This window comes from Pedobacter sp. PACM 27299, assembly GCF_001412655.1.
GTDB lineage: Bacteria > Bacteroidota > Bacteroidia > Sphingobacteriales > Sphingobacteriaceae > Pedobacter.
This window is the reverse complement of record NZ_CP012996.1, coordinates 5452944-5469012: the sequence shown is the minus strand read 5'-3', so window position 1 is coordinate 5469012 and position 16069 is coordinate 5452944. Positions and strand designations below refer to the sequence as shown.

Below are 16069 nucleotides of genomic sequence, written 5' to 3'. Positions count from 1 at the left end.
ATAATGCATCGACAAAAAATTATTGCCACGATCCTTTTCTTTTTATTTCAACTGGCTGTGACGACAGCAAAACCTGTTTCTAGTGCATTAAATGGGAGGGAAACCATTCCATTTAATGCCAACTGGCAATTTTATTTTGCATATAACTTTGAACAAGGCATCAAAAAAGAAACCGTCAATCTGCCACATACCTGGAATGCCAATGAGGTATTGGAAGGGCTGGCAGAATACAAACGCAGTTCGGCGATTTATGAGAATAGTCTGAATGTTCCAAACGAATGGGGCGCTAAAAGACTATTCCTTTATTTCGAAGGTGCCAATAGTGTGGCCACGGTATTTATAAACAACAAAGCAGTTGCGGAACATAAAGGTGGTTATACCGGATTTGCAGTAGAAATTACCGATGATGTGAAGCCAGGTCATAATTCCATCGCCGTTCAGGTGAGCAATGCTTACCGTTTAGATGTGATTCCATTGCATGGTGATTTCAATATTTATGGTGGTCTGCACCGTCCGGTCTCTTTGATCGTCACAGAAAAAAACTGCATCAGTCCGCTGGATTATGGTTCTTCTGGCGTGTACCTGACGCAAAAGGCCGTTTCTGAGAACTCCGCTGATCTGGAAATCCTGACAAAATTGTCTTTGTCCGATGCCAAAAATCTAAGCCTTAAAATTACCCTTTTTGATCATGCAGGAAAGGAAATACGTTCCATCACTCATCCTGTAAATGCAGGAGAAGGTGCTGGAGCTGCCACTCAATTTAAGACACAAATGCACCTCCTAAATCCACATTTGTGGAATGGTAAAGCCGATCCTTATTTGTATAATGTTGCTGTAGACCTGCTTCAGGATGGAAAAGTAATTGATCATGTCTCTCAGCCTCTGGGTTTTCGCTACTACCGCGTAGACCCAGATAAAGGTTTTTTCCTGAATGGAAAATACCTGGATTTATATGGTGCAGGAAGGCATGAAGACTGGTCTGGGAAAGGTTCTGCCTTAACCGATGCAGATCATGATCAGGATATGGAGCTGATGAAAGAAATGGGAGCAACAGCTGCAAGGCTTACCCATTATCCGCATAGCAAGCATTTCTACGATTTATGTGATCACAATGGAATGGTATTGTGGTCAGAGATTCCATTTGTGGGCCCAGGAGGATACACTGGAACCGGCTATGTGAAAGATCTGCAGCTGGAAGAAAACACAAAGAAGATGCTGAAAGAACTGATCCGTCAGAATTACAACCACCCTTCGGTATGTTTTTGGGGCTTATTCAATGAGCTAAAACTCAATTACGATGATCCACAGCCCTTTATTAAAGAACTGAATGAATTGGCGAAAGCCGAAGATCCGGAAAGATTGACCACATTGGCTTCTAACCTGGGGGCGGCTAATTTCACTGACCTGACAGACCTGATGGGCTGGAATCAATATTTCGGCTGGTATGGTGGCAGCTTTGATCAGGTGGCCAAATGGGCAGATCAAACGCATAAAGCCTTACCTGCTAAGCCCATTTCTATCTCAGAGTATGGTGCAGGGGCGAGTCCCTTCAAACACATCGAAGAATTAGCTGCTCCGGAAGCAAAGGGGCGCTTTCATCCGGAAGAATGGCAAACGGCATTCCATGAAAAACATTGGGAAGAACTGAAGAAACGTCCTTATATCTGGGGTAAATTTATCTGGGTCCTCGCAGATTTTGGTTCCGCAATCCGAACGGAAGGCGACAACAATGGCATTAATGATAAAGGACTGGTGACTTACGATCGCAAGATTAAAAAGGATGCTTTCTATTTTTATAAAGCAAACTGGAACCCGGAGCCGATGGTTTACATTACTTCCAGAAGAAATACAATGCGTATCAAAGCAGTCACACCAGTAAAAATCTTTAGTAATTTACCAGATGCAGAACTTTGGATCAATGGGAAAAGCATGGGTAAAAAGAAAAAGAATGCGATGAACACGGTGATCTGGGAAAATGTGAAGCTGAATAAAGGGAGAAATGAGATCCTGGTAAAAGGGAAATCTGCTGGCAGCACGTTAGTAGATACCTGTATTTGGGAACTTCAGTAATGACCTGGAAGGCTCCCTGAATTGAATAACAGCTTAAAAAAAATGTCCTTTGAAATTTTTCAAAGGACATTTTTTTTAAGCTGTTATTAGAGATAGTTTGCTAGCATTTTTTGATGATCTATTTGCTTATTGTCATCATCAGTGTTTTAGAAGTGATCACCTGTTCTTTCTAAAAGTGATTGCCATCATCTAAAGGTGATAGCCCTGGCTTTGCATTTCTGTGGCAATAAAACGGTGGTATTGCGCTGCATCCAGTGGATAATCCCAGCAGCCCATTCTATGGTATAACTCCCCTCCAAATCCAGTTTTAAACTTATACAAACCGTATAATGGATGAGCGGGATCTGGCTGCGGTGCCACGCCAAAGAAGTCGTATTCCAGACATCCTTTGTTCTTAGCGATTTTCATTGCTTCCCATTGCAAGGCATACGTGGCCATATAATTCCGGTTACTGGAAGAGGAAGCCCCATAAAGATAGGTACCTCTTTGTCCGGCAATCACAAGAAACATGGCTGCCAATGGTTGTCCATCGCTATCGGCTAATAAAAGTTCTACCTCTGCCGGCGAAGCTGTATCCTCAGCACGTGCAGAAAGTACCGTTCTGAAATATTCAATATCATTGATATGTATGCGGTTTCTGATGGCAGTTTCCTGATATAATGCGTACCACACATGGAGGTTTTCCATGCCTACTCTGGTCACATTTACTCCTTTTCTATGAGACAGGTTGATGTTGTACCTCGTTTTAGGCTTCATGGAATTCAGTAAAGTGCTTTCGTCTTTTTGCAGATCAAGGAAAATGGTGTTTGAAGGTAGAATATCTGAATTTGCCTTTTTCAGGTTCCAGTTTGTCGTATTGAAATTAAATCGGAACTCCTGGTATTTCTTTTCCGGCGGACCGTTCCAGATGCCAGACTCATCAAAGCTGTCATTTTCTTTTGCCCAATGGGATTCCCAGGCCAGGTCATACCTGATCAAAATGCATTTTTTTGGAAGATGTGCGCGGAGATTCTCCGACAATTCTTCGAGGAATTTCCCCTGGTATTCTTCATTAGGTTCGATCTCCGGCCCATAAGGAACATAAGCGATGCTATGTTCGCTATCCAGGGGCTGAAGTAATACCAGAAAATCAGCATGCGTATAAGTATTCGTTAAAGCATCATGATAAATGTCTTCATTGCCGACTTTAAAATTGAATGCTTTAGATTGGAGGCCTTGTTGGGTTTTTACTTCCGACCAGAATGCAGTTTGCTGAACTATTGAAGTCTCATAAACTTCTTTAATGTCTTTTTTGTCAATGGCTATATTCATCTTTTTCCTTTCCAACCGCAAAGGTCGGGAATTATATGATGATAAGCCAATTTAAGACAGATTAGTCCTTGGCATGGAAGCAGGGGCGACATCTTGGTTCATAGCTATCTTTCTCTCCCAGAAGGACTTTTGATTGATCGGCTACGGTACGGTAAGAATAGGCTGCGGGACTGCCGCAACGTACGCATATCGCATTAACTTTGGTCACCAGTTCTGCAATGGCCATCAGATTTGGCATTGGCCCAAATGGTTTTCCACTGAAGTCCATGTCCAGACCAGCAACAATGACACGGATGCCGCGCTGCGCTAGAATATTGCAGACTTCAGGAAGATTTTCATCAAAAAACTGCGCTTCATCGATGCCTACCACTTGCACGTCGGTATCTAATAATAGAATGGCAGCAGAATTCTCTACCGGAGTAGAAGGAATAGAATTCCTGTCGTGGGAAACAACATCACGATCATCATATCGGGTATCAGTAGCGGGTTTGAAGATTTCTACTTTTAATTTAGCGATCGTTGCACGCTTTAATCTTCTTAATAATTCTTCTGTTTTACCTGAAAACATAGAGCCGCAAATTACCTCTATACTCCCGCAAAACTCTCCTCTTCTGTAATTTTGTTCGCTGAATAACATCTATGATTGTGATCTTTATAGCCCACTAATATCGAAATTTTGTAGTACTTTTGAGTAGCAAGTTACCAACATAAAACATCAAATCTGTCGTTATTAAGCCTATGATGAACCAAGAAGATATTTTTAGAAAGATAGGATTGATTTTAGAAGAACTTCAAGATCAATACGCCTATCTAGCGAGAAACCAGCAGCAATTGAATGAGTTAGAGCTGGAATTGTTTATGGCAAATGCCAACTTTCTATCAGATCATGTTCAGATTGTCAGGAAATTAAACTCCGCGAAAATTCTAAAGGAAATTCCAGCACATACGAGTCCAGATGCTGTTTCTGAAACTGCAAATGCTGAAAATCAGGTGACCTGGGATCAGCCATTAAAACCTCAGCAGCATTGGGATACGCCTGCGGAAAATATAATCCTGGAAAATACGACTAAGGTTTCCGCGCAGGAATCGGCAACTGAAGTTCCAGTCGCAGGTGTAAATTATTACAAAGAAGAAGAAATAGTACCTATCGCAGCGTCGGAGCTGCCAACATTTGTTCCTCCTGTAATTGCGGAAAAGCCGTCATATTCCAATGAATTATTTACGGAATCTACGACTGAAAAAGAGTCCACCAAGCTGCATAAAGAACCATCAAGCTTTGAATTTATTCTTAAAGATCTTGGTGCTACCGATAAATTCGATTTCGAAGAGAAATCTGTAGATGCTATTTTCGACCGTCCTCTGACGGAGGACGAAGCGCGTATCATTGCCGAAAAGCAAAAGTTAAAAGAACAGGAAGCACAGCAGCAGGCTGCAGACGCTGATCAGAATGACGAGATTGGTCCTGAGCCATTTTTGGTGGCTAAAGAAGAAGACATTGTGCCTCCTGCACATACCGAACTACAGCCGGATCCAATCGCAGAAACAATCTTTACAGAAAAGATTGTTTCAGAAACGATTTTCGTAGAGCCGGTCATTCCAATTGTAGCAAGAGCCGCTCCGGTACAGGAAAATACTCCTGCAGTACAAAATACCCCAGTAACAGCAACTAAAACAGAAAGCCCTGAAGCTCCGGCCAAACCCATGTCTTTAAATGAACGATTGGCGAGTCAGCTGGGAACAAATTCGAATGCGACCAATGCTGATCCAAATAAGAACACCTTAACCGACTTGAAACACGGCATCAATCTAAACGATAAAATGCTGTACATCAAAGACCTGTTTAATGGTTACAACCTGGCTTATGCAGAAGTGATTGACTTGTTAAATAAGATGGCTGATTTTAAAACTGCGGACGCTTTCCTGCAAAACAACTATGCAGAGAAGAACAATTGGGCTGCGAAATCAGGAACGGTAACTAAGTTTTATGAATTATTAAAACAGCGTTTTCCTGTTAAATAAAGCCCATCCGGTTAGAGTCCAGTTTTAAGAAGATGAACAGCAATACGGTGAAACTCCACAGTGAGGAACCACCGTAGCTGATAAAAGGCAAAGGAATTCCAATTACGGGAATGATCCCAATCGTCATTCCTATGTTAATGAACACGTGGAAAAAGAGAATACTGGCCACACAATAGCCGTATACCCTGGAGAAGGTAGAACGCTGTCGCTCGGCGAGATTGATGATCCGCAGGAGCATAAAGATATACAGTGCAACCACCGTAAAGCAGCCTACAAATCCCCATTCTTCACCAATGGTGGAGAAAATAAAGTCGGTACTTTGCTCAGGTACATAACCGTATTTCGTTTGTGTACCTTCTAAAAAACCCCTTCCGGTTAACTGTCCGGAACCAATTGCAATCTTCGATTGAATCACATTATATCCAGCTCCTTTAGGATCTGTCTTAAGGCCCAGCAGAATTTCAATTCTTGTGCGCTGATGAGGCTCTAAGACCTTTTCGTAGGCGAATTTCACCAGAAACAGGTAGCCAACTGCCACCACCGTGACAATGATACAGGAGATCATGACCTTGTGTTTCCTTCTGTTCTGATAGATAAACAGACCGCCTATGGCGAGTATGAGCGGGATTAATATCTCCGCAGGAACCAGGAAATCGGCGATAAACAACACGATCATTCCTAAAAAGATCAGCAGGAAGTATCCCGACAGTCCTTCTCTGTACAATGGAAACATGAAGGACAAAAATACCAATGCTGAGCCTGTATCCGGTTGAAGCATGATTAAAAACAAAGGAATCCCCACAATCACTACAGCGAAAAATATAGACTTTACGTCCCTGAATTTGGGGTTAAATGAGCTCACATATCTGGCAAGGAGCAAGGCAGTACCGAATTTTGCCAGCTCAGAAGGTTGGAGCCTAAAGGTTCCTAATGGGATCCAGGCCTGGTTTCCGGCTACTTTTCTTCCAACAACAAGTACGGCAATGAGCAGCAGCATGGTGATCCCATATACAATGGGCGAGAAGACACTGAAAAATTTAGCATCCAGTAATAAAATGGAAAACCCAAGAATCAACCCGGTAATGATGTAGATCAGCTGCTTTCCGTATTTGGCAGCAAAGCTGAACTCATTGGCTACAGATCCATTAAAGATCGAAGCGTAAATATTTACAAACCCAATGGCACACAAGGCTACGTAAAGCAGGATGGTAATCCAGTCTACATTGAAAAAGAAACGGTTGCCTTGCTGTGTTGTCATTTATGGTGTTTGTGAGGTGGGTTTACTATTTGTTGTTTTTGCAGGTATACCTGCTGGTTTAACGGGTACGATCGTGGCCTTAGCGGGTGCTGTACTTGTTGCTGCTCCAGATGCTGTTGCAGGCAACATCTTTGCTGGAGTCAGAGACTTTCCAGTAGAATCTTTTTTCAAAGAATCGGCCAGCAATGGCTTCGCTTTTAGTTTCGGTTTTTTCGGAACAGGTAAGATGACTTGTTTCTTCATCCATTCAGCACCGGCTCTTTTATTTACTGAAAGACTATCTTTCAGATATTTCTCTGCGATGTAGCTGGCAATCGGAGCGGCATACGTACTTCCAAAACCTGCATTTTCTACGACTACTGCGATGGCAATCTTTGGATTGTCTCGGGGAGCAAAACCTATAAATACGGAGTGATTTTTTCCACGTGGATTTTGTACTGTTCCTGTTTTACCACACATCACAATGTTTTCAATTGCAGATTGTCTGGCAGTGCCCCATGGTGCATTTACTGCATCCTGCATCCCATCAATTACGGGCTCAAAGTGTCTGGCATCTACATCTACATAGTTTTTGCGGGCATATTCTTTTTTGATCACTTTATTCTCACCAATGGCTTTAATCAGGTGGGGTTTTACATAATACCCTCTGTTGGCAATGATGGCCATGATGTTGGCCATCTGTAATGGCGTGGCATCCATCTCACCCTGACCAATTCCTAGGGAAATCACCGTGGTATATCCCCAGCGATTCCCGTATTTCTTGTTGTAATGATCGGAGGTGTATAAGTTTCCCGGGCGTTCTGAAGGAAGATCCACCCCTAATTTTTCACCAAGGCCAAATTTCTGTACCCGCTTCTGCCATTCATCATAGGCAATCCGTTGGTTTTTGAATTTCTTCTGCGTCATTAGTTTTTGGAACACATACAGCGCATACGTATTACAAGATCTGGCTAAACCTTTACGCAGACTGATATTTCCATCTACGTGTTCACACTTCACTTTATGGTTTCCGGCCATATAATAACCAGGACAGTTAAACGTGGTATTTGGATCTATGACGCCTTCCTGTAAACCCAGTAAGGCATCCAGCGGCTTAAACGAAGATCCAGGGGAATAATAGCCCTGAATAGGACGTACCGTAAATACCCGGTTTGGATTTTTCTCCTGATTGATCAGGTCCATATAATTGTTGCCCTGCTGACGGCCTACCATGAGGTTGGGGTCGTAACCTGGGCTACTGACAAAGGCCAGAATTTCTCCTGTTGCAGGTTCAATGGCTACTATACTGCCCACTTTGTTTTTCATCAGCTCTTCTCCAAGCTTCTGAATACGGAAATCCAGTGAAGAAATTACTTTTTCTCCAGATCTGGCGAGGGTATCAAATTTCCCTTCGGCATAACTTCCTTTCGGTACATTTCGAGCATCATAAAGCATGTTGATGATCCCTTTTTCACCACGGAGCACATCGTTATATTGTTTTTCTACGCCTGCTTTTCCAATGTAATCACCGGGACGGTAATAGCCCTCGCTCATTTCAATGTCTTTCTTGGATACCTCCTTTACATAACCAAAGAAATGGCCTGCGAGACTATCCGGATAATACCTCACCGTTCTGCTTTGTACGAAGAAGCCCGGAAAACGAGCAAGCTGCTCGGATAAAGCAGCATAGACCTGTACAGAAAGTTGTTTTTCAAAAATACTGGGCTGATACCTGGACTGTACAGTCGCTCTGTTGAAACTTTTCTTAAAGCGTTTCATGTCAATGCCAATGATGTTGATCAGCGATAGCGTATCAAACTCTTTCACCTGATTTGGGATCACCATCAGGTCATATACCGGCTCATTCTGAACCAGCACTTTTTCATTTCTATCGAGAATTACCCCTCTGGCTGGGAAGGTATAGATCTTACGCAAAACATTACTTTCGGCAGAAAGGAAGTACTTGTCGCTGGCTACCTGGATATAAAACAGGGTACCGACCAGTATTAAGGCAACCAATATAAATAAGCCCTGAATAATATATTTACGGTTAAATAGATTGTCCATTAGCGTGCCTTCCTGTTATAGAACATGAATTCTATGAGTATAATTAAAAATAACGTAAATACACCGCTCAAAAGACACCTCAATAGGGTGTAAGAGAATTCTGTTAAGCGGAATGTTTCCAGGAAAAAGAGTACCAGATGATGGGCAAAAGTACAAAGGGTGGCATAAATGCTGAACCATTTGAAGCCCATATTTCCAAGCGTAGGCTCCGGTTCGTCAAAATTGTCTTTGTTTACAGTCAACGCGATAAAGGAGATCCTGACAAATACCAGGGTCACACAAGCAGTGGTATGTACGCCCAAAGTATCATAAAAAGCATCCATGGTTAAACCAGTTGCAAAAGCGATCAGGTATAACAGCAGGTTTGGCGTTTTAAAGGGCAGTAACAGTAAAAAAAGGATATAAACAAAGGGAGTAGCCAGGCTGTAAAAGCTCAGGTTTCTAAGGAGTAGGATCTGAATAAAAAGTAGTAAGAACCATCTGAAGATGTTTACCAATATTATTTTACTGTTCATTTGGCAATTTTGATTCTAAAGCTTTCTGTTCCTGTGCTAATTTGTCTTTAATGACATAAACATATTGTAAGGTACTAAAATCATTGAAAAGATCGATTTCGATCGTCATGAAATTATCCCCAGTAGAGATGCCGGTATTGCTCACTCTGCCCACAAGGATACCTGGAGGGAAGTGAGAATAACTGGAGGTCACTACGGTGTCTTTTAAGGCAATCTTGTAGTGATTTGGTACATCTTTGATATACGCTTTTCTATAGTCAAAATTCTTGGTTCCCCAGACTAGGGTACCCATGGCATTGTTTTTCTTTAAGGTGACACTCACTTTGGTGTCTTTATGCAGTAATGACTCAATAGTGGCCAGGTGTTCTGAAACATCTCTGATATAGCCCACTACACCTTTTCCCTGAGAAATGACTGCCATACCACTTTCAATACCGTCGGCAGTACCGCGGTTGATGGTGATGATGTTATTCCTGAGCGTAATCGAATTCTTGATGACCCTTGCTGAGAGATAAGTGTACTGAGTTTTGTTGAGCGTGTCTTTAACGACTACATTTTTCGCACTGTCGATACTGTTGAGTGCAAGAAGTTCTGTTTTTAGCTTCGCATTTTCTACTGCCAAGCTATCATTTACATCCCCTAAATTGATGTATTTTTTTAATACATTCAGGTTTTTATAAGCGGTACCGACTACTTCATTGGTGGAGTTAACGGTTACACTGCGCTGATAGGAGTTATTGCTTACTGTCAGATAAATTCCGATAGTAAAGAAAATGATAAAAAAGAAAAATGCGTTGTATCTGTTTATAAAAATCCAAAGGTTACGCATACTTTTCGATTCGGGGTTTTAGTTTTTGTAAACTGAGTTTAAGCTTTAAGCTCGCCAAATGGCCTTATCAGCCAGGAAAAACTTAAAACTTAAACTCAGGCTACTTTTATTGCATTAAGAATTTATAACCACCAATATTTTTCAGGGCGATACCTGTTCCACGCACTACTGCACGAAGTGGATCTTCGGCAACGTGTACTGGAAGTTTGGTTTTTGCCGCTACACGTTTATCTAAACCGCGTAATAGGGCGCCACCACCTGTCAGGTAAATACCAGTCTGATAAATATCTGCAGAAAGCTCCGGAGGAGTAATCTCTAATGCTTTAAGAATTGCTTCTTCAATTTTCGAAATAGATTTGTCCAGGCAATGTGCAATTTCAGTGTAAGAAACGGTGATTTGTTTCGGGACACCTGTCATTAAATCTCTACCTTGAACTGCGAAGTCTGCAGGTGGATCAGTTAATTCCGGCAATGCCGCACCTACTTCAATCTTGATTTTCTCAGCAGTACGATCTCCGATCATAATGTTGTGCTGACGACGGATATAATTCACAATGTCAGAATCAAAGTTATCTCCGGCAACGCGGATCGACTGGTCACATACGATACCTGATAATGCGATTACCGCGATTTCAGTAGTACCACCACCTATATCAATGATCATGTTACCCATCGGTTCTTCTACGTCAATTCCGATTCCTACAGCAGCTGCCATAGGCTCATGAATCAGGTAAACTTCTTTTGCGCCTGCGATTTCCGCTGAATCTCTTACTGCACGTTTCTCTACCTCAGTGATACCGGAAGGGATACAAATGACCATTCTTAAGGAAGGGAACATCCATCCTTTACCACCATTCAGCATACGGATCATTCCTTTGATCATCGCTTCTGCGGCATTAAAATCGGCAATAACACCATCTTTTAGTGGTCTTACCGTACGGATGTTATCATGCGTTTTCCCCTCCATTTGCATGGCCTGACGGCCAATAGCGATGATTTTATTTGTTTGTCTGTCGAAAGCAACAATGGATGGCTCATCCACTACTACCTTGTCATTATGTATGATTAGAGTGTTAGCCGTACCTAAATCGATAGCAACCTCTTGTGTAAACCAATTAAATAAACCCATTTATTAGGTGATAATTTAAGTATTAAAAATTCTGTATACTATAGTAATGTAAAACTACGTCTTTTTATTGTATTCGCAGTTAAATAAATTAGTGTTTAAAATGTCTAATACCCGTGGTAACCATTGCGATGCCTTTCTCATTCGCCATATTGATGGAGTCGGCATCTTTAATTGAACCACCTGGTTGTAAAACTGCAGTAATGCCTGCTTCAGCTGCGATTTCTACACAATCAGGGAAAGGGAAGAATGCATCAGATGCCATTACTGAACCTTTCAATGGGAAGTTGAATGCATTTGCTTTTACGATGGCTTGTTTCAAAGCGTCTACTCTTGACGTCTGACCTACACCACTCGATAGCAACTGATTGTTTTTTACAAATACAATAGTATTAGATTTGGTATGTTTAACGATTTTATTCGCAAAGAAAAGATCTTTAAGTTCTTCAGCAGTAGGTGCTTTCTCTGTTACTGTAGTCATCTGATCTGCATTTTCGATGATCAGATCTTTATCTTGTTCAATTACACCGTTCAATAAGGTTTTGAATTGCTTTTTGCTCAATTCTACTTCATTTCTCTGTAAGATCACTCTGTTCTTTTTCGCGCGGAAAAGTTCAACAGCTTCCGGCTGATAAGCTGGGGCGATCAATACTTCGAAGAATAATTTGTTGATTTCTTCAGCAGTTGCCAGGTCGATTTCGCGGTTGGCGATCAATACACCACCGAAAGCACTTACCGGATCACAAGCCAATGCGGTATCCCATGCTTCTTTAATGGTTGCTTTTGAAGCCACACCACAAGCATTGGTATGTTTTAAGATGGCAAATGTTGGCTCTTCGAATTCATCGATTAAAGCAACAGCAGCATCTACATCAACCAGGTTGTTATAAGAAAGCTCTTTACCATTCAATTTAGTGAACATGGCATTTAAATCGCCATAAAATACTCCTTGTTGATGCGGGTTCTCGCCATATCTCAATACCTGAGCAGTATTGATGCTTTGTTTGAATACATTTAATGGCTCTTCAGTATTGAAATAATTGAAGATGGCCGTATCGTAGTGAGAAGAAGTGTGGAAAGCTTTTTTCGCATAAGCTTTACGCTGAACGATCGTAGTGGTTCCTTCTTGTGCTTCTAATTGATGTTGTAAAGTGGAGTAGTCGTCTTTTGAAGCAAGAATCACTACGTCATTGAAGTTTTTAGCAGCTGCTCTGATCAGAGAGATGCCACCAATATCAATTTTCTCAATGATTTCTTCTTCAGAACCACCAGCTTTTAAAGTTTCTTCAAATGGGTATAAATCTACAATAACCAGGTCGATTTCAGGGATCTCATATTCATTGATCTGCTCCTGATCTGAAGCCAGTCCCCTTCTGTTTAAGATACCACCGAAAACTTTAGGGTGTAATGTCTTTACCCTGCCTCCTAGAATAGAAGGATAACCTGTAAGGTCTTCCACTGCTGTAACCGGCAGATTTAGGTCTTTAATAAATTGTTCGGTACCACCAGTTGAGAATAACTGGACACCCTGTTTAGCTAACAGGCGAACTAAAGGTTCTAAACCATCCTTGTAATAAACTGAAATTAAAGCGTTTTTGATCTTTATCGATTGACTCATTAGAGAAAAATTTTGAGCCGCAAAAGTACCCATTTTTCTTTTAATGTCAAATGCTTATTTGCAGTATATTAAAGGAAGATTATCTTTCTAATCATCTGGCTCTTTTTCAGCTGCTGTTTAGAAAGAAATCCCGCTAAATCTGCTATTATTTTTTGATCTTTTTGATGATTGATTCTACAATGCGCGGATAGTGGTTATGTTCCAGCTGCTGCCCTTTAAATTTGATCATTTCCAGGTTGTCATCTTTCTCTATTTTGTATTTCGCCTGGTAAATATATTCTCCTTCATCGTAGTTCTCGTCTACATAATGAATGGTAATACCACCTTCTGGTTCTTTTGCCGCCATCACTGCATAGTGTACATGATCGCCATACATGCCTTTTCCACCAAATTTAGGCAGGATTGCAGGGTGAATGTTGACAATGCGTCCTGGGTATTCCTGGATCAGGTTTTTTGGAATTAACCATAGGAATCCAGCCAATACAATTAAATCGATCTCCAGGTTTTTTAATAAGCCAATGATCTTTTCAGTATGGTAAAATTCGTTCCTGTCAAAGATATGAGAAGGGATTTCGAAATTATCTGCACGTTGTAATACGTAAGCATCAGGATTGTTGGTCAGTACCAATGCAATTTCTGCTTCCGGGTGGTGTTTAAAATGCTCCATTAATTTCTGGGCATTAGAACCCGAGCCTGAAGCGAATATAGCGATGCGTTTTTTCATAGGTGCATTTTGTTTAAGAGAAATCAAGCGGGCTCTGCCTGTTTAAAAGGCGGATAATATTTTTCAAAAATAGTATTTTAAGGCTTTACTGGAAGCTTTTTGTTGCTTTTTGTCTTTTTGCAGTGGAAGGGAGGTGGGATTTGTTTTTTCGTACCCTTAATATAGTGAATTTTCACCTGATAGTGGTTGGGTAGTGTTCGGGAAGACAAGCGCCTTATAATAGAGTTCGGAAGGGGTTCCGATAGGGTTCAGTTAGGGTTGCCGTAGTCTCTGCTATTTGAACCCTATCGGAACCCCTTCCTGCGGATATAGAAAGGCAGGTCTCTTCCCGAACACTTCTGTGCTTCATTTCCACCTTTTCTGATAATTTCTCTTTATGTCGTTTTTTCTATTACCTTTGTCGCAGCATGCAAAATCACCTTATGGTATTGAGTACGCTCGCAGCGGATGCTTCATCAGGAATTGAAATTTTTAAACAAGCTGACCTTTCTAAAGTATTATAAATCAATAATTAAGATTTATTGAAAATATTTACGAGTTCATTTTGCATATTAAAAACATTAATTCTATATTTGCAGTCCGAAAAAAAGGAAAAACAAAAGGCTGGTAGCGGTTGGGTTTGTGCCCAATATTCTTGAAAGCTTTAAAAGGAATATTATAATATTGAAAAATGGCAAATCATAAATCTTCGTTAAAAAGAATTAGAGCAAACGCAACTAAACGTTTACGTAACAGATATCAGGCAAAAACTACTCGTACCTTTATCAAAAGGTTACGTGCTGCTGAAGATCAAAAAACAGGAAAAGAGTTATTACCGAAAGTAATCTCTATGTTAGATCGTTTGGCTAAGAAAAACGTTATTCACAAGAATAAAGCAGCTAACAACAAATCTAAATTGACTAAATTTGTTAATGGCTTAAAATAAGCATAGCTTTACAATATTATAGACGGGATGTGCTTATTGCATATCCCGTTTTTTTGTTTATGGCTATTTACGAAGCGAGATTAGGAATTAAGCAATGGGCAGAAGCGGACCGGCCCCGGGAGAAACTCATCCTTCATGGGCGCAGGCACCTGACTGATGCGGAACTGGTCGCGATATTTATCGTTTCGGGTAACGCGGAAGAGTCTGCAGTAGATTTAAGCAAGCGTATTTTGGCTTCCTGCAATCAGGATCTGGATGCTTTAGGTAGAATGAGCGTACAGGATTTATGCAAGTTTCGTGGAATTGGCGAGGCGAGGGCGATCTCGATCATCAGCGCATTGGAACTCGGCCGCAGGAGAAAACCAAGTACAGTCCTATTACCAAAAATTACCAGTTCTCATGATTGTCACCGGGAACTCTCCCCAGTATTGACAGACTTAACTCATGAGGAGTTTTGGATCTTATTACTCAACAGGGCCAATGAAGTATTGGCAAAATTACAAATTAGCGTAGGTGGCTTATCAGGAACAGTAGCCGATCCAAAAATCATCTATAAGATTGCACTGGAACATGGAGCGTCTTATGTAGTATTGGCGCACAATCACCCTTCTGGAAATCTAAAACCCAGCCCCGAAGATCTGCACCTCACCAAAAAACTAGTGTCCGCAGGGAAGTTATTAGACCTGCCGGTGCTGGATCACTTAATTATTACAAACAAATCCTTCTTTAGTTTCAATGATGATGGCTTAATTTAGCCAGCCATGAAGAAAATCATCCAAATCAGTATGGCCTGTCTGCTGCTGATTGCAACAGCCTATGCACAATCGGGAAAACCGTTCCATGTGATGTCTTATAACATCCGTTTAAATGTGGCCTCTGATGGCGTAAATGCCTGGCCAAACCGTAAAGATGAAGTGAAAGCTTTAGTGAGGTTTCATGATGCCGATATTTTATGCGTGCAGGAAGCCTTACCTTTACAGGTAGATCAGCTGCTGGAATACACGAACTATGCGATGGAAGGAGTAGGGCGTGATGACGGAAAGCGTGAAGGAGAATTTTCCGCCATTTATTATGATAAATCCAGGTTTACGAGAAAAGATGGAGGTACTTTCTGGTTGTCAGAAACGCCAGATAAGCCTTCTAAAGGATGGGATGCAGTGCTGAACCGGGTTTGTTCCTGGGTAAGGCTATACGATCGCCTCAATAAAAAGGAATTTCTGGTATTCAACACCCACTATGATCATATTGGTGTGCAGGCAAGGATTGAATCTGCGAAGCTCATCAAAAGAAAAATACAGGAAATTGCACCAACTTTACCAGTGGTGTTAACCGGAGATTTAAATGTAACTCCTGAAACAGAAGCGATTGCTACCATTAAATCTTTCCTTATTGATGCAAAGACGGCTTCGGTTGAACCTGCTTATGGACCGGAAGGAACTTTCAATAACTTTAAGTTCGACAGCCCTTTAAAGGATAAGATTGATTACATCTTTGTGAACAAAGGTTTTAAGGTGCAAAAGTTTGGCGTGTTATCAGATAGTAAAAATTTGAGGTATCCATCAGACCACTTACCAATTATTGCCCGTTTATCTTTCTAAGAGGTTTACACCGACGGCATTATTTTATAT

14 protein-coding genes are annotated in these 16069 nt (G+C 41.2%); 5 read left to right on the top strand and 9 right to left on the bottom strand.

Features of this window, described 5'->3' with window-relative positions; translation table 11 throughout:
* Nucleotides 1-3 precede the first annotated feature (3 nt).
* On the top strand, nucleotides 4-2070 hold the full coding sequence (locus AQ505_RS22955) for a glycoside hydrolase family 2 protein (RefSeq protein ID WP_082461686.1): 2067 nt from the start codon (nucleotides 4-6) through the stop codon (nucleotides 2068-2070).
* Between the two features lie 189 nt (nucleotides 2071-2259).
* On the opposite strand, the gene AQ505_RS22950 is transcribed toward AQ505_RS22955, so the two are convergent.
* Together AQ505_RS22950 and AQ505_RS22945 are read right to left on the bottom strand one after the other, a co-directional pair.
* The gene (locus tag AQ505_RS22950) at nucleotides 2260-3381 is read right to left on the bottom strand and encodes a lipid II:glycine glycyltransferase FemX (RefSeq protein WP_062550319.1); all 1122 of its coding nucleotides are present in this window, start codon (nucleotides 3379-3381) and stop codon (nucleotides 2260-2262) included.
* A gap of 61 nt (nucleotides 3382-3442) precedes the next feature.
* Nucleotides 3443-4018: a thymidine kinase gene (locus AQ505_RS22945; protein ID WP_062550318.1), complete on the bottom strand. Its 576-nt coding sequence runs from the start codon at nucleotides 4016-4018 to the stop codon at nucleotides 3443-3445.
* A gap of 101 nt (nucleotides 4019-4119) precedes the next feature.
* Here AQ505_RS22945 and AQ505_RS22940 point away from each other — a divergent pair, with 101 nt between their 5' ends.
* The gene (locus AQ505_RS22940) at nucleotides 4120-5400 is read left to right on the top strand and encodes a hypothetical protein (RefSeq protein ID WP_062550317.1); all 1281 of its coding nucleotides are present in this window, start codon (nucleotides 4120-4122) and stop codon (nucleotides 5398-5400) included.
* Here AQ505_RS22940 and rodA read toward each other — a convergent pair.
* The 7 genes from rodA to purN all read right to left on the bottom strand — a co-directional run bounded on the left by rodA (nucleotide 5393) and on the right by purN (nucleotide 13516).
* Entirely contained in the window at nucleotides 5393-6658 is a 1266-nt protein-coding gene (gene rodA / locus AQ505_RS22935; RefSeq protein WP_062550316.1) for a rod shape-determining protein RodA, read from the bottom strand. The two genes, AQ505_RS22940 and rodA, sit on opposite strands and share 8 nt — an antisense overlap.
* The gene (gene mrdA / locus AQ505_RS22930) at nucleotides 6659-8704 is read right to left on the bottom strand and encodes a penicillin-binding protein 2 (protein ID WP_082461685.1); all 2046 of its coding nucleotides are present in this window, start codon (nucleotides 8702-8704) and stop codon (nucleotides 6659-6661) included. It lies immediately after the preceding gene.
* Nucleotides 8704-9219, bottom strand: a complete 516-nt coding sequence (locus AQ505_RS22925) for a hypothetical protein (RefSeq protein WP_062550315.1) — start codon at nucleotides 9217-9219, stop codon at nucleotides 8704-8706. Before AQ505_RS22925 ends, mrdA begins: the two co-directional genes overlap by 1 nt.
* Entirely contained in the window at nucleotides 9209-10048 is an 840-nt protein-coding gene (mreC, locus tag AQ505_RS22920; protein ID WP_062550314.1) for a rod shape-determining protein MreC, read from the bottom strand. Before mreC ends, AQ505_RS22925 begins: the two co-directional genes overlap by 11 nt.
* Nucleotides 10049-10154: 106 nt before the next feature.
* The gene (locus AQ505_RS22915; protein WP_008246482.1) at nucleotides 10155-11177 is read right to left on the bottom strand and encodes a rod shape-determining protein; all 1023 of its coding nucleotides are present in this window, start codon (nucleotides 11175-11177) and stop codon (nucleotides 10155-10157) included.
* Nucleotides 11178-11265: 88 nt separating this feature from the next.
* Nucleotides 11266-12792, bottom strand: coding sequence for a bifunctional phosphoribosylaminoimidazolecarboxamide formyltransferase/IMP cyclohydrolase (gene purH, locus AQ505_RS22910; RefSeq protein ID WP_062551172.1), 1527 nt, complete (start codon nucleotides 12790-12792; stop codon nucleotides 11266-11268).
* Nucleotides 12793-12937: 145 nt separating this feature from the next.
* Entirely contained in the window at nucleotides 12938-13516 is a 579-nt protein-coding gene (gene purN / locus AQ505_RS22905) for a phosphoribosylglycinamide formyltransferase (protein WP_062550313.1), read from the bottom strand.
* A gap of 670 nt (nucleotides 13517-14186) precedes the next feature.
* On the opposite strand from purN, the gene rpsT reads away from it, so the two are divergent.
* The 3 genes from rpsT to AQ505_RS22890 are packed head-to-tail and all read left to right on the top strand — an operon-like array spanning nucleotide 14187 to nucleotide 16039.
* Entirely contained in the window at nucleotides 14187-14441 is a 255-nt protein-coding gene (gene rpsT / locus AQ505_RS22900) for a 30S ribosomal protein S20 (protein WP_062550312.1), read from the top strand.
* 59 nt (nucleotides 14442-14500) lie between these two features.
* Nucleotides 14501-15196, top strand: a complete 696-nt coding sequence (gene radC / locus AQ505_RS22895; protein WP_062550311.1) for a RadC family protein — start codon at nucleotides 14501-14503, stop codon at nucleotides 15194-15196.
* Between the two features lie 6 nt (nucleotides 15197-15202).
* On the top strand, nucleotides 15203-16039 hold the full coding sequence (locus AQ505_RS22890) for an endonuclease/exonuclease/phosphatase family protein (protein WP_062550310.1): 837 nt from the start codon (nucleotides 15203-15205) through the stop codon (nucleotides 16037-16039).
* Nucleotides 16040-16069: the final 30 nt, after the last annotated feature.